Source organism: Natrinema sp. 1APR25-10V2, assembly GCF_031626495.1.
Classification (GTDB): domain Archaea; phylum Halobacteriota; class Halobacteria; order Halobacteriales; family Natrialbaceae; genus Natrinema.
Genome location: NZ_JAMQOJ010000009.1, coordinates 68,716 through 89,504 on the forward strand (window position 1 = coordinate 68,716; position 20,789 = coordinate 89,504).

Below are 20,789 nucleotides of genomic sequence, written 5' to 3' on the forward strand. Positions count from 1 at the left end.
TTTGGATGTTTGGCTACTCATCGAGTTCGCGTTCCGAAAGGGGGTTATTAGCAGGCCCGTTGAGCACTGAGCCGTCACAGTCGAATCGAGACCCGTGGCAGGGACAATCCCAGGACCGCTCACCGTCGTTCCAGTAGACGAGACAGCCCATATGCGAGCAGATTGCTGACACTGACTGCGTCTCACCATCCTCGTCACGGTGGACCGCTGTCAGTCCCTCGTCGAGGTCGAGAACAGCCCCACTACCCTGCTCGACTGACTCGACACCACCTGACTGCGGATGCTCCGTGTAATCGTCGAGGTAGTGTTTCACGTCGTGTTGATTGTGGTCCAGAAAGGCGTCTGCTGACGCCGTTTCGTTGAACCGCATCGGTCGATAGATGTATTCCCACTCGCTCTGGCCGTCGACGATGAGCTCTGAAAGCAACATTCCCGCAACGACACCATTCGTCATCCCCCAACCGCCAAATCCCGTTGCCGTGTACACGTTTTCGGACTGAGGACCGAGCGGACCGATGAAGGGGACGCGATCGATAGAGACGAAATCTTGTGTCGACCAGCGATATACAATTTCGTCGACGTTCAGGCGGTCGAACGTCTCCTGTTCGAGGTTTCGGTACCGGTCGACCGTACTATCGCTGTGGCCAGTTCGATGATTCTGCCCCCCGGCGAGAACCATCGATTCCTCGCCAGCAGGGTATGGACGAACGGAGAAGTACGGATCGTCTGGCTTGTAGTACATTCCTGTGGGCGGGTCACCCTGTAAGCGTACTGCTAGGACGTAGGAGCGTTTGGGATACAGTCGCTCGTAGTAGCGGGCGCGGTCGAACACTGGGAAGTGAGTGGCAACGACGACAGCATCCGCAGTAATCGACCCGCGGTCGGTCGAGACCTCACAGGGATTCCCGTCCTCAACATCCGTCGCTGTCGTCCCCTCGAAGACATAGCCCTCCTCTCCCGAAATCTCCTCGGCCAACGCAAGGAGGTACTTTCGGGGATGAAATTGCGCCTGATCGTCGAGGCGAATTGCCGCTTCGATTTCGAATGTCAGGTCCGTAGACTCTTGGAGCGAGGCTGGGAGATCGAGTTGCTGAGCGGCATCGACCTCGTCTTCGATCTTCTGACGCTCGTTAGAGGAGTCCGTATAGGTATATGCAGGCGTCCGTTCGAAATTGCAATCGAGGTCTCGGTCTTTCACCGTTGATTCGACGTGGTCGATGGCGGCCGAGTTCGCTTCAGCATACTGTCGGGCCTGTTGCTCACCGAAGTACTCGATGAGATGGTCGTAGATGAGGCCGTGTAGAGCCGTCAGTTTCGCCGTAGTGTGACCGGTCACCCCTTCGAGAATGCGGTCGCGTTCGACAACTGCTACTGATTTACCCGCGGCCTTTAGTTCGGCGGCAGTCGTGATCCCTGCGATGCCACCTCCGATGACGGCAACGTCGACCTCAAGGTCGTCATCGAGAGCGTCGTAAGCCGTTTCTGATGTTGTCTCCATCCATAGCGATTCGTGTTTGCCCTGGAGTGGCGGGTGCGTGCTATCGTCGTTTGAGGTCATTTTGTGTCCCTCCCAAATCAACGCCGTGTGGGATTTTATAGCACGGCCGCGACGTCAATAAGCCTGAGGCAGGGACAGTTCACAGTTCGCTTTGACCAAGTTTCGAATCGCAATGGAGTATTGTGCAGGCCTCAGCTGGGAAATATAGGCCGAAGATATAGACCGTGTGACGCCATATTTGGCGTGTAAGGCTCTATGTCCAAGGAAGAACTTGAGCAAGAAGCACCTGAAGAAATCGCAGAACGGATAGAGGGGTGAGAATGGTATTCGTATCTCGCGAAAATTTGGTTTGCGATCATCCTCATTGCCCTTCTCAGCGCAACTATCGGTGTTCTCCTAAGCAACCTAAACAGTGTAGCAACGGCAGTAAACGCAGTTCTGTTACCCTCAATTTTCGTTGGGATTGGATTCCTGCTTCTCGGAATTACTTTGCACCTCCATCTTCTCAATCTCGTCCGTCAAATCCAGATGCGAATGGAAACAGGAGAGGATAGTGAAGACAGCCAATGATGATTGATACCAACAAATATGTCGTGTATGTCGTTCTGGCGTATATAAAGGGGGTAAAAGTATAGAATAGATATGGAAGGCAAGAGGAGGATACGGACGAAGATAAGTGGCCAATGGTCAGAGAAGTTTCTTGCTGCCGTGGGAACGTGGGTTATGGCGGCTCCTTCCTTGCTTGGTTCTTCATTAGAGCTTCTTCGAATAGATGTCGTTATCGGCGCAGGCCTCGTTATTGTTGCAGGATTTAACTATGGGCGCCTGTTGGCCAAGGAGCCAACTCATGGAGGTGCTGTAGGATTGAGTCTCGTCCTTGGGCTCTCTCTTACCGTCTATCCGTTCTATTATGAAGTCTCGAGACAGATGTTCTGGAATGATATTATCAGTGGAATACTTATAGTATATATATCACTGCATAACATACATAGTGTAATCCGTACCTCCGCCAGCACCTAGAGCCCAGCTTTCGAACGTCCGCATAAGGGCTTGACGTAGTGGTTCACGGCTCGCCCGAAGTGAGGGCTTCCCGATTACAAGGTGGACGAAGAATTAAGACATCCGTGCGACGAGCCATCGAGTAGAGATGGCTAAGAGGGTCATCACTCGGATGAACTATCACAGCCTCGGTATGAAGGAGGGTCGTCGTTAAGATGACAGACTGGTCCTCGATTATTCCATTACCAGAGCAGGTAGCAGTTGCCCCTACGCGGAGGCTTCATACCCGGCTTCGTCAACGGCGCTAATGAGTTCAGTAGTATCCGCATTCCCTTCGACAGTCACTGATTCGGTCTCTCGGTCAGCACTTGCGCTCGTGACACCATCGACGTCTTCGAGCGCTTCTTCGACGGTTTGCTCGCAGTGCCCGCAGGTCATACCCTCTACGGTGATTGTCTCGCTCATACACCTAGAGATACGGGACCCTGTTCTTTGTCGTTTTCTGCTTTGATTCCAAAGTCTACTATGTGTCCATCATTGCAGGGCTAAGTGAGGTCCATTGGATTCTTGGCAGTGGAGACCGACATTCGCATATGCGAGAACTGGACGAGACAGACCTGGAGATCCTCACGCTTCTAGGTGAGGATGCTCGACGCCCGTTTAGTGCAATCGCCGAGGAAGTCGGCCTCTCAGGCCCTGCGGTTTCTGACCGTGTCACCCGTCTTCAGGAAGCCGGTATCATCAATCGATTTACGGTCGACGTGGACCGGTCGCAGCTCCACGCCGGGATACCGGTGTTCATCCAGGTGACCGGCGTGGACGATGTCGACGAACTCAGAGCTCGCATCGGTGACGCTGACGCGGTCGAACACCTCTTCGTCTCTGCCGACGGTGCCATTTGGTTCTATGCTCGTGCACAGGTCCAGAACGTCCGTAGATGGCTCGATGGGCTTCTCGATGAAGACGTCGACTATTCGGTGACGCTAATGGACGACGTCGAGTGGCGCCCATCGCTGGACGGAACCGAGTTCGCACTTACCTGTGCAGAGTGTAACAACACGGTCGATAGCGAGGGGCGATCGACTCGCCTTGATGGACAAGTGTATCACTTTTGTTGTCCATCGTGCCAGAGCCGCTTCGAGGAACGGTACAATCGCCTCGAAGAGGGCGCCTGAACGCTTAGGATTCGAAAGAGCGGGCGCGGCAATTCTTTGGAATGCTCCCAGAAAGAGGGGTAAGTGATGATCCCCTATTCTACACTAATGAGTCGGCGAACCACCCACCTGGAGATCCAGGGCATGAGCTGTGCGAACTGCTCACAGACCATAACAGAGGCATTGGAGGATCTCGACGGGGTCACGGAGGCGAACATCAACTTCGCTACCGACGAGGGTTCCGTCGAGTACGATCCGGACGAGGTGTCGCTCGCCGAGATCTACGATGCCATCGAGAGCGCCGGCTACGAGCCCCAACGGTCCACGATCTCGATTGGCATCTCGGACATGACCTGTGCCAACTGCGCTGAGACGAACCAGGACGCGCTCGAATGTGTCCCGGGCGTTATCAGCGCCGGTGCGAACTACGCGACCGACGATGCGCAGGTCGACTACAATCCGGCGGACGTCTCCCGGGATGCCCTTTACGACGCGATCGAAAACGCCGGCTACACGCCCGTTCGTGACGATGACAGCGACGAAGCGTCAGATCAGGAGCGGCGGGACGCTGCCCGACAGGCTGAGATTCGAAAGCAGCTCCGCCTGACTCTATTCGGTGCAGTGCTATCCGTGCCGCTGCTGTTTTTCCTCGTCGAGAAGTTCCTTCTCGGCGGCGGCATCGTTCCAGAGACCATCTTCGGCGTCGAGTTCGGCTGGGTCGAGTTCCTGCTCGCGACGCCCGTCCAGTTCGTCCTCGGCTGGCAGTTCTACAAGAACTCCTACAAGGCCCTCGTGAAGAACAAGCGGGCCAACATGGACGTCCTCATCGCACTCGGGTCGTCCACTGCGTATCTCTACAGTGTGGTCGTCCTACTTGGCCTCATCGCCGGTGGTCTGTACTTCGACACGGCCGCGCTCATCCTGGTGTTCATCACGCTCGGGAACTACCTCGAAGCCAGGTCGAAAGGCCAGGCTGGTGAGGCGCTCCGGAAGCTCCTCGAGATGGAGGCAGAGACGGCGACCCTCGTTGACGAGGACGGGAACGAGCGCGATGTCCCCCTCGAAGATGTTGAGGTCGGCGACCGGATGAAAGTTCGACCCGGTGAGAGGATCCCCACGGACGGCGTCGTGGTCGACGGCCAATCTGCCGTCGACGAGTCGATGGTTACGGGTGAGTCAGTCCCCGTCGAGAAGGGCGAAGGCGACGAGGTCGTCGGTTCGACCGTCAACGAAAACGGCGTCCTCACTGTCGAGGCGACGAAGGTCGGTGAGGACACCGCCCTCCAGCAGATCGTCGAGACCGTCAAGGAAGCTCAGTCGCGCCAACCCGACATCCAGAATCTCGCCGACCGCATCTCGGCGTACTTCGTCCCCGCTGTCATCGGGAACGCACTCCTGTGGGGTGCCCTGTGGTTCCTCTTCCCCGAGGCCCTCGCGGGGTTCGTCGAGTGGCTGCCGCTCTGGAGCCCCGTCGCCGGTGGTCCTGAAGTGGCAGGCGGCACGGTCACGGTCTTCGAGTTTACCGTCGTCGTGTTCGCTTCCGCGGTCCTCATTGCCTGTCCCTGTGCGCTGGGGCTGGCGACGCCCGCGGCGACAATGGTCGGCACGACGATCGGTGCGCAGAATGGCGTCCTGTTCAAGGGCGGTGACATCCTTGAACGCGCGAAGGACGTCGACACCGTCGTCTTCGACAAGACGGGGACCCTGACGGAAGGCGAGATGGAACTGACCGACGTCGTCATCTTCGATGTCGAGGGCCAACCCGTCACTGACGGTGGCGGCCCAGCACCCGACGGTGGAGCGCTAACCGCACGCGATCGTCTCGACGAGGACGATGTGTTGCGGCTCGCCGCCACTGCCGAGAGCGGAAGTGAACATCCGCTTGCTCAGGCCATCGTCGAGGGCGCTAAGGAGCGCGGCATTGACGTTACTGAGCCGGATGACTTCGAGAACGTGCCGGGACACGGCATCCGAGCGACCGTCGGGGGAAGCGAGGTGCTCGTCGGGAACCGGAAGCTCCTGCGCGACGAAGGAATCGACCCGTCGCCCGCTGAGGAGACGATGGAGCGGCTCGAAAACGAAGGCAAGACGGCGATGCTCGTCGCGTACGAGGACGAATTGGTCGGTGTTGTCGCCGACGCCGACACGGTCAAGGAAAGTGCGAAAGAGGCCGTCGCTGCGCTTCGGGAGCGCGGCGTCGACGTCATGATGATCACCGGTGACAACGAGCGGACCGCCCGCGCGGTCGCCGAACAGGTCGGCATCGACCCGGAGAACGTCCGGGCCGAGGTCCTCCCTGAGGACAAGTCAGAAGCCGTCGAGTCCATCCAGGACGAGGGCCGGCAGGCGATGATGGTCGGCGACGGCGTCAACGACGCGCCCGCGCTCGCCGTCGCACACGTCGGCACCGCGATTGGGAGCGGGACGGACGTCGCCATCGAGGCCGCTGACGTGACGCTAATGCGTGACGACCCGTTAGACGTCGTGAAGGCCATTCGCATCTCCGACGCGACGCTCCAGAAAATCAAGCAGAACCTCGTCTGGGCGCTTGGGTACAACACGGCGATGATTCCGCTGGCGTCACTCGGTCTGCTCCAGCCCGTGCTCGCGGCTGCTGCGATGGCCTTTTCCAGTGTCTCGGTGCTGTCGAACAGTCTGCTATTCCGGCAGTACACCCCGGACCACGACTACAAACTGCTCGGCTGGCTCCGCTAATCACGCATCGGTCCATTCCATCATGTCCAACGTTTCCCGTCGTACGGTGCACGCGTACCTCGTCGAGAAGGCCGATACTGAGCCCACCTACCTTCGGGCTCGTGACATCGCCAGCGACCTCGACGGATCGCCGAAAGCCGTCGCACAGTATCTGAGCCAACTTCAGGACGACCTCACCGACGTCTCGCTCGAACAGTGGGGTCGCTCGAAGAGCACAACGTGGCGAGTCGAGGTGAACGAGTCGTGAGCACCGTCACGCAGCGCGTCGAAACCGTACTCCCCGACACGGGGACTCGCGAATGGTGGGCGCTGTATCTGCTTGCCCCGGTCGTCCTCGTCGGTGCAGCGCTCCTCGCATTCCCGACGCTCGTCTACGATCGGTTCGTCTGGCAGTATCTCTGGGGGCCGGTCGTCGCAGACGCCGCTGGCCAGCCTGTCGCGCACGAGGGGATACGGGCCGTCCGGGGGTATACTGCCGTGAACACGGCGACCTATCTCGCTGCGGTCGTGTACAGCCTTCCCGGCCTCCGAGCGTATCTCGACCACCTCGATGTCACGTTCGACGCGCGACTCGCATACGGATTCGCACCGATAATCGTCGCCGGCGGGGCGATGCGTGCGCTCGAGGACATCGGACTGCTCGGTGACTACGCAGTTTGGTTCATCACCCCGTCGATCTATTTCGTCGTCACAGGCGTCACCGTCTTCGCGCTCGGCGCTGGCGCACTCGTGCGCGATAGGGGCATCGGGTCCATTCCGGCGACGGTCGGAGTCATCGGGACAGTCTGGGCAGTCGGCGCCGTCGGACGGGCGCTCTGGCACGGACTCTCGACGGCGGCCCCGCTCCGCCTGTGGGTTCCCGTCGCAACGACGGGGATCGCCCTCGGCGTGGCTGCTCTCTACTACTGGGGGACGAACTTCGTCGACGGCACACAGCTCCGACACCCACTCTTCCTGCTGGCCGTCTTCGGACAGACGTGGGACGCCGCACAGAACCTCATCGGCGTCACATTCCTCGGCTACTCGCCGAAGCTGGTCATCACGAACTTCGTGTATCAGGTGACTGGCTTCTCTGGGTCGACGTTCGTCCTGAAACTCCTCGTGACCGGCGGAATCGTCTGGTACCTTGCGGACGCGAAAGACGAGATGAATCATACCTGGTGGTGGCTCATGACGTTTTTCATCGGAGCGATTGGGCTTCCGATGGGTGTCCGTGGGACGCTACGGATGATGCTCGGAGTCTAATATCAGGATGATAGGAAAACGGATGATTTCAAACCAATACACCACAGTAGTCGCCTCCGCCTCAGAGCAGTACCCAGCCGTCGCTATGATCGCTGATAGTGTACCTCTGAGACAATGCAATAGCTGGTCCCTCGATCACCGGACGTTCCTACGACTGCCGATACGATGAATCAGACACCGACAGTTGCGGTACTGGGTGGCGCAATGGCCGGATTAGCGGCTGCAGAGGGGCTTCATAGCGCTGGATTTGATGTCGAGCTCTACGAACGTCAGACGTACAACGAGAAACGCGTCAACTGTGGCGAAGCGATGACCGCCGCCTCTGCAATCCCCCTCGAGAAGACCGCAGAAAACGGGTTCATTAATCCGCTTCCAGAGATGGAAGTCGAGGTGTACGATGGCGTCCAGCCGGGTCGTCAGTGCACTGGACGCGGGAGGTTCACTGCATCGGACGCCTACATCACCGATCGTAACGTCGTCGAACAATCGTGGGCAGACCGCCTCGCACAGAGAGGGGTAGACGTCAACGAGAATCAGTCGATCACACCGGCTGAGTTATTCGAGTTCGCAGACGGGTACGATGTTGTCGTCGACGCCACTGGCCAACCCTCGCTTACCAGCAAGGCACTCCGATCGACCGGCGAATACTCCGGATACCTCGTCGCACTCAACGCCGATGTCGTGGGGGACTTCAGCGACGTATACCCCAACAGCCGGATTATACTCGAAAACTACACCGGATACACGTGGGCGTTCACGAAAACACCGAATCGCGCCAACGTTGGAATCGGATGGGCTGTCAGTGACCGCCCGGACGACTACATGGCAGCGTTCAAACGCGCCTGTGAGCGCAATGGATGGCCCACGCCGACACAGGAACGGACAAACGTCGCGATTATCCCGGAAGGCCCAAGTCTCGATCCCCAGCGAACCTATCACCCCGACCACTCTATTGTGCGTGTCGGTGATGCTGCCGGGATTGCAAACCGGCTTACGGGAAAAGGAATCTCACAGGCTATTCAATCGTCGTATCTCGCAGCGGAACTGGCGGCTGAGGATCGATTGGAAGCATATCCGGAACAGCTGTATCGGGAAATGAAACCTGAATACCTGCTGGCAACGGTTATTCGATACTTCACCGAGACACGGCAGCCACAGATCCTCGGTAAAGCAATTCAAGCCGGCTCTGGAATGGACATCGAAGCTGTCGATCGCTCGCCGCGGGACGTATTGATACAGCTCGCACGACATCCACGGTTATTCGTTCAAATCTTCGGGAAACGGAAGGTACTCCAGCGCGTCTATCAAGCAGCGACCGATCAGTGGGAGTATACTTCGATACCGAACGGTGAGAGTCCGATCTCCGATTCCTCTTTCTAGTATGATGAGAGTTGTATCGGTGATGCAGCTTCTCACCCATCGTCTTCGGTATCGACAGAGTACGACAGTGGGAGTTGCGTGAATCAGCAGTTAGGGTCGGAAGAGCGAGTAAAACCACGGTTCGGTATCTGGATGAAGGCCATCGCTTACCGCATGAACCGCCATAGCTACTGATACTGCAAAGACGGCGTGGAGTAGATGCGTCGGGACTGACTCGGTTAGCAATGCACCCACACCGATCACCGCAGAGATAGAGGCGCCGACGCCGACTCTAAAAAAGAAGGCACGCTGAATTACCAGAACCGTGTCCTGATAGAGAAGCACGTAACAAAGAACTGCGAGACCACTAGTGATGAGTGTCGGGATCAGTAGGAGCAGCACCGAACTCATTGCAAGTCACCGCCCGAGTACCCCAGCCGAGGGTGGATGTACCCCAACCCAGCGATCAGAGCCGTCACACCGAGTATAGCACCTGTTTCGACAGTTACGAGAAGATCGTGCGGAACCGGTGTAAGTGTTCCAAGATGAGCGAGCCCGAACAGTAAACTTACGAGCGGAACTCCGAAAAGTAATCGACCGTACGTTCCCTCATACTGGTGCCAGATTCCGAGCGTTTTCGCGGCTGTGTATCCGGTACTCACGACGATGATACCGGTCAGGAGGATGTTTGGAACAATTGGAACCATGGAGAGTCTACGTCACCCAACAAGAAGTCCGTTATCCACGTGCAGAGACGCTCCCATCAGCCCGAACTTGTTTGAACAACTCTCATTACGGACCGTCGGGGCCATCGTGGCTACGGGACTCGGCCACAACTTCTCGCCATTTACCCCAATCCGGGAGGAACATCGGGACATTCTGCTGATACAGTTGGTAGTCCTCGCCGAACTTGTCGACCATGTCGCGCTCTTCCTTCCGCGCAAGCCACGTGAAGACCACGACGACAAACGGGAACAAACCGACAGAGAACACTGTTGGCCAGTGAATAATTCCTTCGCCGAACAAGGCGATGAACAAACCGGTGTACTGCGGATGACGTACGTAGCCGTACAGCCCGTCCGTGACAAGTCGATCATTCTGCCGAGCCCGATAGACCTGCCGCCATCCTTGAGCAAACAGTCCGATGCCGACGAGAGCCACGGCATAGCCGAGTAGCATCGAAACCAGCATCCCAGTCTCGCCGAAGCCGACGAGTGTCGACCAGAGATTCGTGCTGGCGGACTCGCGATCGAACCCGAAAAATCGAACTAACAGGTAGATCGTGAGCGGAAACCCGTACATCTCCGCGTACAACGCAATGATGAACGCCTGTACTACCCCAGCGCCAACCCACTCTCGCCAGCTATCTGGAGCAAAATACCGATAGAAGAACCAGGAAACCACGACGATAACGATTAGTGCGAGCCCCCAGGCTGCGGGGTTAGTAACGGAAAAATCGATTGTTGAAACCATCAAGACGTTCAGAGACATTCTATGGGTCAATTCTCTACCAGAGTAAATAACTCATCCGAGAATGTATCGGGTCCAGGGATACCGTTCCACGAGTGGTACACCATCAACCCTGTACTGTTCAATATACGCATCGAGACCGAGGATACGTCCTGCGCCGAAAGCGGCGACAGAGAGGAAAACGAGCATGTACGCGAAGTCCCCGTTGATGTAGCCGTGTGCGATGTCCCAGTTCCCGAAGTAGAAGAGGAGCATCATGAACGCTCCCCAAAAGGCAGCCAGACGGGTGAACGCGCCGACAATTAGTCCGAGCCCAATGAGTACCTCACCCCACGGCACTGCAACATTCACGAAATCAACAAACCACGGCGTGTTCCCCATTATGACGAACAGATCGGCGAGTGGACTCCCGTTGCTTGGGACAGCTCCAGTCAGGTAACCACCAGCGCTAAATTCTCCGGAGAGGATCTTGTCAAGCCCGCTCTGGAAGAACGCGATCCCCATCATAAGCCGAAGGGCGAGGATGAACCAGACACTCAGTGTGTGAAGTTTCCCGCTCGCAGTGAAGCCGCCAACCGTACTTTTCAGTTCCACTTCCTGTGACGACATAGTAAAAGAGAACATGCGAGTAACTAATAAAAGTCGTCCCGGGGAAGCGGTGTCGGAGGTCAGGAGTATTTCCCTTGCATATTAGAGGGCTTAGCCGGTCGTTGATGCTAACCGACGAGGGAGATATGAGGACGGTCCCCACACTTTTCGACCTGGGTGCCGTACTGTAGAAGCGATGTCATCCGAGCGCTCTGACGTTGACCTCCGAGTGGGACGAATTGCACGTAAAGACGCAGTAAGTATCTCCAGCGATGCAGCAGTAGGCAAAGCCGCTCAGATGATGGCCGATGAAAACGTAGGTGATGTCGTCGTTACTGAGGACAATGAGATCGTTGGAATAATTACTGACCGTGATCTCACGATACATCTTCTAACAGACGATCATGGGACGAACGTCCTTGGAGGAGAATTAGGAGCAGACCTCACTGTTAGCGATGTGATGACAAAGGACCCTATGACGATAGAGTCGCAAGCACGCGTCCCGCGTCTACTCCACCATATGAACCAGGCGAACATACGACGAGTCCCGGTAGTAGACGACGGGGAGCTTGCCGGGATTATTACGTTTGACGACTTGGTCGTTCACTTAGCGGGTGAAAGTACGCACGTAGCTGCGCAACTTGAGAGCCTCGCCGATGTCGTTCACGCTGAATCACCGATGTCGAAGTGAACTAGAGGCGCACACGGTCTCGGGCACGATAGCCTATCCCTCCGGGGCATCTGGCTTAATTAGCCCGGGGATCGTACTACCAGCTCTATACGTAGACGCAATCTGGGACTATGGACTACACCCCACTCGAAGCATACGGCGCCATTGGTAACCTAGAGACGGTCGCGTTGGTTGGGAACAATGGGGCGATCGACTGGTGTTGTTTCCCACACGTCGAGTCACCGAGTGTATTCGCCCGACTTCTCGATAGCGAGCAGGGTGGTCACTTCTCAGTCTCGCCCTCTGAATCGTTCGAATCCACGCAGGGGTACATCAAGGACACCAACGTTCTTCAGACCGAGTTTCGGACCGATTCCGGGCAGGTGACAGTGACTGACTTCATGCCTGTCCCGGACGTCGACGGTGTACTGCCTTCAACTATCTTCCGACGGGTTACATGTGACAGCGGTCCGGTCGAACTAGACATTGAGTTCAAACCCCAGTTTGACTATGCCCGCCTCCAGCCGACGATCGATACAATAGATCACGGGGTCGTTGCGACGGCCAATGTCGACCAACTCGTACTTTCGAGTTCAATTCCACTACCGTTATCATCGACATCTGCGAACGTCAATGCGACAATAGGTGTCGACGATCCGGAATGGTTCGTTCTCGGGTACGGAGTAGACCAAAAGTGGCAACCGAAGAACCCACAGCAGGTTCTAGAGGAAGTCGTCCGCTACTGGAAGCAATGGACCCATCAAGCCGAAGATCAGTCGAGTACGCCCGTTCACAACGAGTGGCACGACCTTGTAATCCGGTCAACACTAACGCTGAAACTGCTCACACATAGAGACACTGGCGCCATCTGTGCTGCCCCAACAACCTCGCTTCCAGAAGAAATCGGCGGTGTCCGTAACTGGGACTACCGATACAATTGGATACGGGACGCAGTATTCGCTGTGCAAGCACTATCCGAGATGGGGCATGCTGCAGAAGCAGAGAAGTACTTCCAGCTTTGTCTTGACCACTGTCGCAGACACGATCCCGCGACAATCCCACCAGTATATGGCTTACACGGAGGTAGCGTGCCACTGGAGGAGACTCTCGATCACTTGGATGGATACCGGCAATCTACACCCGTCCGTGTCGGAAACGCTGCTCGCCATCAGCATCAACTTGACGTGTACGGTGAACTAGTGCTCGGGTTCTACGAAACCATCGTCCAGAGTGACGAGATGGCGTCGACAGATTGGGAGTTCATTCGCAAGCTGTTGAACTACGTCTGCGACGGCTGGTCTGAACCTGACTTCGGTATCTGGGAAGTGCGAAGTGAGCCGCGCCACTTCGTCTACTCGAAAGTGATGTGCTGGGCGGCTCTCGACAGGGGTATCGACATCGTCGAGAAGACGGACGTAGCGGGTCCAGTCCAGCGGTGGCGAGCGCGTCGTGAGGACATAAGGGAGGCTGTTCTGGATCGGGGATACGATCAGGACCTAGGTTGTTTCGTTCGTTCGTTTGAAGCTGACGATGCCCTTGATGCGACAAGTCTGCTGATCCCCGTTGTCGGATTTCTCCCTGCTACTGATTCACGGGTACAGGGGACCATAGATGCAATTATCGATCGGCTGACGACTGACGACGGACTCGTCTACCGGTATGATGGTCCAGACGGGGTTCCCGGCGATGAAGGCGCGTTCGTTCTGTGTTCATTCTGGCTCGTTGATGCGCTGGCCCTCTCCGGCCGCATTGAGGAGGCAACTCGTATCTACCGAAACGTCCTCGCGTATGCGGGCCCTCTAGGCCTGTTCGCTGAAGAAATCGATCCAGCCACTGGGGAGCAACGCGGAAATTTCCCGCAGGCGTTCAGTCACATCGGCCTTGTTACTAGCGCACTCTCCATTGCGAGGGCGACGGAGTCTACTACTGCGACGCCGAAACCCCCAGGTCGTACTAGACCGAGTGATAAGCTTGAGTTAGATAGAGAACCTAGCGATTCGTAATGGTAGCAAGAACGGGTTTGAAACAGAGGCGTGTATCGTGTTAGCGCCAGTCATTTTTTGGATACACCGGTTGAACTGGCTCGTGTGATGCTCGACAGCAAGACTGCAATAGTCACCGGCGGAACGAGTGGGATTGGGCGCGCTATCGCAGAGAAGTATCTCGATTGGGGCGCAAACGTGGTTATCGCAGGTCGCCGGGAAGACGTCGGACAAGAAACTGCAACGGATCTTGGCTGTACGTTCTTCCAGTGTGATGTCGCTAACTACGAACAGGTGGACGATCTCGTGGAATCCACTGTCGATAACTACGGTAGTCTTGACGTCATCGTCAACAACGCTGGTATCGGTCAGGCCGCCCCTCTCGGTGAAATGTCTGTCGACGATTGGCAACAGGTACTACAAGTCAACCTCGATGGCGTCATGTACGGATCGAAGGCAGCGTTGCCGCATCTCGTTGAGTCAGACGGGTCGATTGTGAACGTCGCATCCATCTTCGGCCTGGTCGGAGGGCCCGGCGCACCAGCCTATTCTGCTGCGAAAGGCGGTGTTGTGAACCTGACTCGAACCATTGCTATCGACTATGCGAGTGACGGTGTCCGGGCCAATGTAATCTGTCCAGGATTCGTCGAGACCGCGATGGTTGAGGAGTATCTCGGTCAGGAGCAGTTCTACGATTTTGTTCGGGGTGAAACGCCGATAGGGCGAGTCGCCCAACCCGATGAAATCGGTGGTATCGCCGCGTTTCTCGCGTCTGATGAAGCATCTTACATTACGGGCGCTGCAATTCCTGTCGACGGTGGATGGACGGCTCACTAATGGGGGATGGGATCGACGGAGTCATTTCATCGTTTGGGTTGAGTAAGACCATCCCACGTTGGGGTTCATATTCAAATGGGATCCATTGAGGGGAGGTCATTGCACCTTGCATCTGTGGGATGCAGACCTGCTTTTGGAAATGGGGAGATGAGGGGGTTTGCCAGAGAGATAGTTCGATGAGACCATCGAAGAGATACGCCATACTGTGGGGAAACTCATCGTCGACGGTTGTAGACGCACCACCGAACACGGGGACGAACCGCCCTTTTGAGAGGTCGGCGCGAATATCCTTCACGAACGTGTGTGCGTGAACGGATTGCGTGAGAGTTCCGAGCTCATAGAGTGAATCAATCAGTACGATACCCTGTCCTCGCATTTCTAAATCTTCGGCGATGGAGTCAATCCGTGAGTGCACCCCCTCCATAGTGTTGAGGTCTGATAGACGTGTCGTCGTACTATTGACAACCTTGTACAGGTAGCTATTCCAGTCCGTGAACCGGCTCACAGTCCGGTCGTATGCAGAGACTCGGTACGTGAAGCAATCAACGATACGGAGGAGACCGGCTTCGAGATACGGGATTACGTTCCACTCGAGAGTGAGTAACTGTTGAACGACAGAAATTGGAGGTTCCTGGAACGTCACAACGATAGCTGGCTCGTCCCGTCTAAGCGTTCGCCAGATGAGTTCCGCAGCAAGTGCCTCCCACCGAGATCCGGGCGCATTCGTGACTAAAACGCATGCGTTTCGGGGGAGCGATTCCGGTAGCTGGGTATCGAGTCCGGCGACTCCTGTTTTTACTCGTTCCAATCCGTGATAAACTGGCTCACTAGACTGATGATCGAGATAGGCATCGCGGCACATCCTCGAACAAAAGGCATGCGTTGTCCCGTCGACCTCTTCGATAATCGGGGGCATGGGGAACGGAAGGCCACAGTGGTTGCAGCGCTGATCGAGCGGGTTTGAGGCCATCGTTTGTCTCGAGAGCTTCATGCTGTAATACTAGGCGTACACCCTGATGTCCTTTCTTGTCTCCTAGGTAATAGTAGGTAGTAGACCCGACGATCTGACGTTATTATTGGCGGTCAAGCCAATCCGTTAAGTCACGAATTGGGACCGACAGATAGGCTGCCCCCCACGTCGCAACTATCAGACCACCGATGATGTCGAAGACGATGTCGAGTACGGTGTCTGTGACCCCGTATTGGATGAGAACACCGTCAAATCCGACGAGTATGGCTAAATGACCTGCGAGAAACTCAATCACCTCCCAGAACACACCGGCAGCAACGACAAACAGGAGAACAAAGATGGCAAGTAGCCGCGGTGGGATTGAGACTTCGCTTGAATAGATACTGACAGCCCGTACCGTTGTGTATCCGACAGCTGCGACGACCGACGCAGAGAGTGCGTGCGCGACGTTGTCCCACCACCAGACCGTCTGATACGGTCCGAGTGCTCCAACGGCGTGGACAAAGACTGCAGCTGTAATCCAGAGTACTAAACCCGAGTCCATCGACAGGTGATAGTCACGTTCAAGAACCGCCGGTAACTGCGTCACAAAAAATGCAAGGCTGCTGTTGACAATAACACTCAGATCACCCTGGCTGAGCCCAATCACGAAGAACCCGGCGAGTGATAACTGGAGGATGCGGACGACTTGATGTTCACGCTGCTTGGAGATGCCAATACGGTCTCGGAACTTTACGGAAGGATAAGCTGGCGCGACTGGCTGGTCTCGAAGATCAAATCCTGGGCAACACCGGTGATGGACGGTACTGGTTCGGCGGAAGTAGTACGTGAATAGGATTCCAGCGCCGAAACCTGCAATCGTCGCCCCGGTAAAGTGAATCATGAGTATCCGGAGGTTCGGGATGAGCTGCGTTCCGAGAATTACGTCAGATACCCACTGAACGACCGCCCAGAGCCCAGCCGTCGCGAGCGTGGTGACGATTACGAATGCGACGGCGAACCAGTCAGTCATCCGGACTGGCGTGAATACATGTAACTCCACAGCGACGATAAGTGCAAGTGCCGCAATCGCAACATGGGATGCGAGCAGCTGTGTCATTCCTCCTGAGGCGAGAACTCGGCCGGCAAGCGGAAACGTTACGAGGGCGAGTACTTCCCACGGCAGCATAACACGCCCGGCTCGAAACGTGGCTGGGGGGACCAAGGCAATGGCAATGATCGCTAGCGCAAACCCTGCCCACAAGAGATCTCCAACCACTACGGAAACCGCAGCAATAGACCCAACACCGAACAACAGTAACCAAGCGACTGTCGCATTTGCGCGAGCGCTTCGGAGAAAACTACCTAATCCCCCGGTTAGATCCATATGTGTCGTATTTGCTGTACGCTCGGGAGTCCCTTCTATCTGGCCTGTAGAACTTCGCCTCTATGCGCGTTCACCGAGAAGCAGTGTGGACCTAGCTGATTGAGTCCGAAAAATCGGACTAGCAGATAGATCGTGAGCGAAAATCCGTACATCTCCGCATACAACGCGATGATAAACGCTTGCACCACACCTGCCCCGACCCACTCGCGCCAGCTATCAGGGGAGAAATATAGATAAATTAACCAATAAATAACGACAATAACGATTAGCGCCCATCCCCCGGCTGTAGGGTCGGTAATAGACAAATCGACCGCCGACGCCCTACCAATATTCCGAGTCAGTCTATAGATTTCTCCACCGGATACAATAACTTATCCGAGAAGGTAACGGGCCCAGGGATACCGTTCTACAAGTGGAACGCCCCCTACCTCGTACTGTTCGATATACGCGTCAAGGCCAAGTATCCGACCTGCACCGAACGCTGCAACTGAAAGGAAGACAAGCATATACGCGAAATCGCCGTTAATGTAGCCGTGCGCGATGTCCCAGTTCCCGAAGTAAAATAAGAGCATCATGAACGCTCCCCAGAACGCGGCGAATCGGGTGAGAGCGCCGAATAACAGCCCAAGGCCGATTAACACCTCACCCCACGGCACTGCAATATTCACGAACTCAACGAACCACGGCGTGTTCCCCATCGCGACGAACAGATCTGCGAGTGGACTCCCATTGTTCGGGACAGCCCCCGTTAGATAGCCTCCAGCGCTGAACTCGCCAGAGAGAACTTTATCTACACCACTCTGGAAGAACGCGATCCCCATCATCAGTCGTAGTGCAAGGATGAACCAGACGCTCAGGGTGTGAAGCTTCCCGCTCGCCGTAAATCCGCCAATTGAGCTTTGTAGTTGGACTTCTTGTGATGACATACTGTAGACTGATTTGTGGGAATTATATAAAGATGCGTCTCCCCGCCGATTCACGTGAGGATGTGCCATTGTTTTTGGAGTAGGAGCCGGCGTCGTAGTGTATCACATCCGGCAATCCTCGAGCTGTCTCGAGTTCGAGCGGAGAAACGGGGAAGTGCCCCTATTTTTGCGAGAGTAGCCGTCGAAGGACGAGGTGGAGGATGCCCCCGTTCTCGACGTATCGAACGGCTGCAGGCGTACCGACCTGGGCAGTAACCGGGAATTCGACGGTCGATCCATCAGCCCGTTCTGCGAGGACGGTAAGCTCGTCGTTCACGTCCAACCCGTCGTCAAGGCCACGGATCGCGATGATCTCCGAGCCGTCGAGGCCGAGTGACTCCCACGAGTCTCCCTCTTGGAACTGCAGCGGGAGGACACCCATACCGACGAGGTTGTCGCGAAAGATTCGTTCGTAACTTTCGGCGATGGTAGCACGGACTCCCAACAGATCCGTCCCCTTCGCGGCCCAGTCACGACTCGATCCCGTTCCGAGTTCCTCGCCAGCGAACACGACAAGCGGCGTGTCGTTCTCGCGGTAGCGACGACTGGCCTCGAAGACCGTCGTCTGTTCGTCCGTGGGGTTGTGAATCGTGTAGCCACCTTCGACGTCGTCGAGCATCTGATTCTCGATACGGACGTTCGCAAACGTCCCGCGCATCATCACCTCGTGATTCCCTCGCCGAGCACCGTACGTGTTGAACTCGTGCGGTTCGACACCGCGCTCGACGAGCCATTCCCCAGCCGGTTGCTCGCGACTGAACGGTCCGGCAGGACTGATGTGGTCCGTGGTGACCGTGTCACCGAGCAACAGGAGCGTGCGGGCGTCTTCAACGTCCGCCACGTCAGGTTTCTCCAGCGGGAAGTCCTTGAAAAACGGCGGCTCTCGGATATACGTCGAAGAATTATCCCACTCGTAGACGTCACCGGTCGGCGCATCAAGCGCCTCCCAGTGTTCGTCCCCCTCGAACACCTCGGCGTACTTCTCCTCGAACATCGACGAGTCAACGCTATCGTGAACCGCCGTATGAATCTCCTCGGGGGTAGGCCAAATGTCTGCGAGATAGACCGGGTCGCCGTCAGCGTCCGTTCCGAGCGGGTCGTGTTCGAGGTCAATGTCCATGCGGCCGGCGAGGCCGTAGGCGACCACGAGCGGCGGACTGGCGAGGTAGTTCGCCCGGATCTTCGGGTGGATTCGCGCCTCGAAGTTGCGATTGCCCGAGAGGACACTCGTCGTCCAGAGGTCTTCGGCGTCGATCGCGCGTTCGATCGGCTCGGGCAGTGGTCCGGCATTCCCGATACAGGTCGTACAGCCGTAGCCGACAACGTTGTAGCCGAGATCTTCGAGATACGGAAGGAGGCCCGATTCCTCGAGATATTGGGTGACAACGCGACTTCCCGGAGCGAGACTCGTCTTAACGTACGCGGGGACGTCAAGCCCATGCTCGACAGCGTTGCGAGCGAGTAGACCCGCCGCGAGCATCACCGAAGGGTTCGACGTGTTCGTACAGCTGGTGATGGCGCTAACTACGACGCTCCCGTGGCCGATTTCAGTCGTTTCGCCGTGTACGTCGACTTCGACCAGTTTGTCGAGGTCGCCGACGTCCGTCTCCGGAAGGTCGGGGTCCGGTCGGTCATCGGCAGCGCTGCTTTCGCCAAGCCATCGGGTGAGCGCATCCTCGTCGATTTCGTCCAATTCGTTTTCGAGTTCACCGTGGACCAATCCACGGAAGTGCGTCTTCATGTCGTCCATCGGGACGCGGTCCTGAGGCCGCTTCGGCCCGGCGAGACTGGGCGTAATCGTCGAGAGATCGAGTTCGACCGTTTCGGTGTATTCGGGACTCTGCTCGCCGAACAACCCTTGAGCGTCGAGATATTCACGGACCAGTTCGATGTGCTTCTCGTCGCGTCCCGTAAGCTCGAGATAATCGAGAGTCGCCTCGTCCACCCCGAACATCGAGATGGTCGAACCCTGTTCGGGCGCCATGTTCGCGATGGTCGCCCGGTCCGGAACAGTGAGGTTCGACACGCCCGGTCCGAAGAACTCAACGAAGCGGTCGACAACCCCGACCTCGCGGAGCTGCTCCGTGACGTGGAGCACGAGGTCGGTCGCGGTCGCGCCCTCGGGGAGGTCGCCCGTGAGTCGGACGCCGACGACCTCGGGGAGCTTCATCGTGATGGGCTGGCCGAGCATCGCGGCTTCCGCCTCGATGCCGCCAACGCCCCAGCCGACGACGCCGATACCACCGATCATCGGCGTGTGGCTATCAGTTCCGACGAGGGTGTCGGGGAGCAGCCACTGCTCGCCATCATGTTCGCGGGCGTGGACGACCTGACCGAGATACTCAAGGTTTACCTGGTGGACGATCCCCGTTCCCGGCGGCACGACGCGGAAGTCGTCGAAGGCCTGTTGGGCCCACTTGAGCGCTCGATAGCGTTCGCCGTTGCGCTCGTACTCCAGTTCGACGTTCTTCTCGTACGCGTCCTCAGAGCCGAAGTAGTCGACCTGAACGCTGTGGTCGATGACGAGATCGCACGGGATCTCCGGCTCGACGAGGGTTGGATCCTCGCCCTTGCGCTCAACCGCCGAGCGGAGTGCCGCAAGGTCGACGACAGCGGGGACACCAGTGAGGTCCTGGAGGACGACCCGCGACGGCGTGAACGGAAGTTCGACATCCGGCACGTCAGGCTGCCACGAAGCGACGTTTCGAACGTCCTCGGCCGTAATGGTGTCATCGTCGACGTTCCGAAGGACGGATTCGAGGAGGACCCGGATGCTGACCGGAAGGCGGTCCAGTTCGCAGAGGCCGGCCTCTTCGAGAGCGGTGAGATCCGCCATTTGATAGGCGTCCCCGTCGAACTCGAATTCACGTATCGCGTCGAAAGGATCAGTATCGTCCATGATGTGAGCTACGCTCACCCAGCCCTTGAATTGTTGGCTCCGAACAATCGGAAGAGCCAGTCACTGCACACA

16 protein-coding genes are annotated in these 20,789 nt (G+C 57.0%); 9 read left to right on the plus strand and 7 right to left on the minus strand.

What is annotated here, in order from left to right; genetic code table 11:
* Window positions 1-13: 13 nt before the first annotated feature.
* On the minus strand, window positions 14-1,558 hold the full coding sequence (locus NDO75_RS24575) for an FAD-dependent oxidoreductase (RefSeq protein WP_310909269.1): 1,545 nt from the start codon (window positions 1,556-1,558) through the stop codon (window positions 14-16).
* 582 nt (window positions 1,559-2,140) lie between these two features.
* On the opposite strand from NDO75_RS24575, the gene NDO75_RS24580 reads away from it, so the two are divergent.
* Window positions 2,141-2,518 carry a hypothetical protein gene (locus NDO75_RS24580; protein WP_310909270.1) on the plus strand — a complete coding sequence of 126 codons (378 nt, stop codon included), beginning with the start codon at window positions 2,141-2,143 and terminating at the stop codon, window positions 2,516-2,518.
* Window positions 2,519-2,764: 246 nt separating this feature from the next.
* Here the strand turns inward: NDO75_RS24580 and NDO75_RS24585 are convergent, their stop codons facing one another.
* Window positions 2,765-2,962: a heavy metal-associated domain-containing protein gene (locus NDO75_RS24585; protein WP_310909271.1), complete on the minus strand. Its 198-nt coding sequence runs from the start codon at window positions 2,960-2,962 to the stop codon at window positions 2,765-2,767.
* A gap of 128 nt (window positions 2,963-3,090) precedes the next feature.
* On the opposite strand from NDO75_RS24585, the gene NDO75_RS24590 reads away from it, so the two are divergent.
* The 5 genes from NDO75_RS24590 (at window position 3,091) to NDO75_RS24610 (ending at window position 8,991) form a co-directional block, all read left to right on the plus strand.
* On the plus strand, window positions 3,091-3,672 hold the full coding sequence (locus NDO75_RS24590) for an AsnC family transcriptional regulator (protein WP_310909354.1): 582 nt from the start codon (window positions 3,091-3,093) through the stop codon (window positions 3,670-3,672).
* A gap of 87 nt (window positions 3,673-3,759) precedes the next feature.
* Window positions 3,760-6,366, plus strand: a complete 2,607-nt coding sequence (locus tag NDO75_RS24595; protein ID WP_310909272.1) for a heavy metal translocating P-type ATPase — start codon at window positions 3,760-3,762, stop codon at window positions 6,364-6,366.
* Window positions 6,367-6,412: 46 nt separating this feature from the next.
* Complete coding sequence (locus NDO75_RS24600; protein WP_310909273.1) at window positions 6,413-6,613, plus strand: hypothetical protein; 201 nt, start codon at window positions 6,413-6,415, stop codon at window positions 6,611-6,613.
* A complete protein-coding gene (locus NDO75_RS24605) occupies window positions 6,610-7,611 on the plus strand; it encodes a DUF63 family protein (RefSeq protein ID WP_310909274.1) in 1,002 nt (333 codons plus the stop codon). Before NDO75_RS24600 ends, NDO75_RS24605 begins: the two co-directional genes overlap by 4 nt.
* A 204-nt stretch (window positions 7,612-7,815) precedes the next feature.
* Complete coding sequence (locus NDO75_RS24610; RefSeq protein ID WP_310909275.1) at window positions 7,816-8,991, plus strand: NAD(P)/FAD-dependent oxidoreductase; 1,176 nt, start codon at window positions 7,816-7,818, stop codon at window positions 8,989-8,991.
* A 771-nt stretch (window positions 8,992-9,762) separates the two neighbouring features.
* Here the strand turns inward: NDO75_RS24610 and NDO75_RS24615 are convergent.
* Together NDO75_RS24615 and NDO75_RS24620 are read right to left on the minus strand one after the other, a co-directional pair.
* Window positions 9,763-10,461 carry an isoprenylcysteine carboxylmethyltransferase family protein gene (locus NDO75_RS24615; protein ID WP_310909276.1) on the minus strand — a complete coding sequence of 233 codons (699 nt, stop codon included), beginning with the start codon at window positions 10,459-10,461 and terminating at the stop codon, window positions 9,763-9,765.
* Window positions 10,462-10,494: 33 nt separating this feature from the next.
* Window positions 10,495-11,049, minus strand: coding sequence for a DoxX family protein (locus tag NDO75_RS24620; RefSeq protein ID WP_310909277.1), 555 nt, complete (start codon window positions 11,047-11,049; stop codon window positions 10,495-10,497).
* A gap of 175 nt (window positions 11,050-11,224) precedes the next feature.
* On the opposite strand from NDO75_RS24620, the gene NDO75_RS24625 reads away from it, so the two are divergent.
* The 3 genes from NDO75_RS24625 to NDO75_RS24635 all read left to right on the plus strand — a co-directional run bounded on the left by NDO75_RS24625 (window position 11,225) and on the right by NDO75_RS24635 (window position 14,517).
* Entirely contained in the window at window positions 11,225-11,719 is a 495-nt protein-coding gene (locus NDO75_RS24625; RefSeq protein WP_310909278.1) for a CBS domain-containing protein, read from the plus strand.
* Window positions 11,720-11,829: 110 nt separating this feature from the next.
* Window positions 11,830-13,701, plus strand: coding sequence for a glycoside hydrolase family 15 protein (locus NDO75_RS24630; protein WP_310909279.1), 1,872 nt, complete (start codon window positions 11,830-11,832; stop codon window positions 13,699-13,701).
* 87 nt (window positions 13,702-13,788) lie between these two features.
* Window positions 13,789-14,517: an SDR family NAD(P)-dependent oxidoreductase gene (locus tag NDO75_RS24635; RefSeq protein WP_310909355.1), complete on the plus strand. Its 729-nt coding sequence runs from the start codon at window positions 13,789-13,791 to the stop codon at window positions 14,515-14,517.
* 1,073 nt (window positions 14,518-15,590) lie between these two features.
* Here the strand turns inward: NDO75_RS24635 and NDO75_RS24640 are convergent.
* The 3 genes from NDO75_RS24640 to acnA form a co-directional block, all read right to left on the minus strand.
* The gene (locus NDO75_RS24640; protein ID WP_310909280.1) at window positions 15,591-16,655 is read right to left on the minus strand and encodes a hypothetical protein; all 1,065 of its coding nucleotides are present in this window, start codon (window positions 16,653-16,655) and stop codon (window positions 15,591-15,593) included.
* Between the two features lie 569 nt (window positions 16,656-17,224).
* Complete coding sequence (locus tag NDO75_RS24645; RefSeq protein ID WP_310909281.1) at window positions 17,225-17,779, minus strand: DoxX family protein; 555 nt, start codon at window positions 17,777-17,779, stop codon at window positions 17,225-17,227.
* Between the two features lie 160 nt (window positions 17,780-17,939).
* Window positions 17,940-20,717 (minus strand): aconitate hydratase AcnA, encoded by a 2,778-nt coding sequence (gene acnA, locus NDO75_RS24650; RefSeq protein WP_310909282.1) that lies wholly within the window; start codon window positions 20,715-20,717, stop codon window positions 17,940-17,942.
* Window positions 20,718-20,789 lie beyond the last annotated feature (72 nt).

Excerpts from the sequence above, each read along its gene's own strand:
- NDO75_RS24575 (WP_310909269.1), bottom strand. The coding sequence starts at position 1,558 with ATGACCTCAAACGACGATAGCACGCACCCGCCACTCCAGGGCAAACAC.
- NDO75_RS24580 (WP_310909270.1), top strand. The coding sequence starts at position 2,141 with ATGGAAGGCAAGAGGAGGATACGGACGAAGATAAGTGGCCAATGGTCA.
- NDO75_RS24585 (WP_310909271.1), bottom strand. The coding sequence starts at position 2,962 with ATGAGCGAGACAATCACCGTAGAGGGTATGACCTGCGGGCACTGCGAG.
- NDO75_RS24590 (WP_310909354.1), top strand. The coding sequence starts at position 3,091 with ATGCGAGAACTGGACGAGACAGACCTGGAGATCCTCACGCTTCTAGGT.
- NDO75_RS24595 (WP_310909272.1), top strand. The coding sequence starts at position 3,760 with ATGAGTCGGCGAACCACCCACCTGGAGATCCAGGGCATGAGCTGTGCG.
- NDO75_RS24610 (WP_310909275.1), top strand. The coding sequence starts at position 7,816 with ATGGCCGGATTAGCGGCTGCAGAGGGGCTTCATAGCGCTGGATTTGAT.
- NDO75_RS24615 (WP_310909276.1), bottom strand. The coding sequence starts at position 10,461 with ATGTCTCTGAACGTCTTGATGGTTTCAACAATCGATTTTTCCGTTACT.
- NDO75_RS24620 (WP_310909277.1), bottom strand. The coding sequence starts at position 11,049 with ATGTCGTCACAGGAAGTGGAACTGAAAAGTACGGTTGGCGGCTTCACT.
- NDO75_RS24625 (WP_310909278.1), top strand. The coding sequence starts at position 11,225 with ATGTCATCCGAGCGCTCTGACGTTGACCTCCGAGTGGGACGAATTGCA.
- NDO75_RS24630 (WP_310909279.1), top strand. The coding sequence starts at position 11,830 with ATGGACTACACCCCACTCGAAGCATACGGCGCCATTGGTAACCTAGAG.
- NDO75_RS24635 (WP_310909355.1), top strand. The coding sequence starts at position 13,789 with ATGCTCGACAGCAAGACTGCAATAGTCACCGGCGGAACGAGTGGGATT.
- NDO75_RS24640 (WP_310909280.1), bottom strand. The coding sequence starts at position 16,655 with ATGCTGCCGTGGGAAGTACTCGCCCTCGTAACGTTTCCGCTTGCCGGC.
- NDO75_RS24645 (WP_310909281.1), bottom strand. The coding sequence starts at position 17,779 with ATGTCATCACAAGAAGTCCAACTACAAAGCTCAATTGGCGGATTTACG.
- acnA (WP_310909282.1), bottom strand. The coding sequence starts at position 20,717 with ATGGACGATACTGATCCTTTCGACGCGATACGTGAATTCGAGTTCGAC.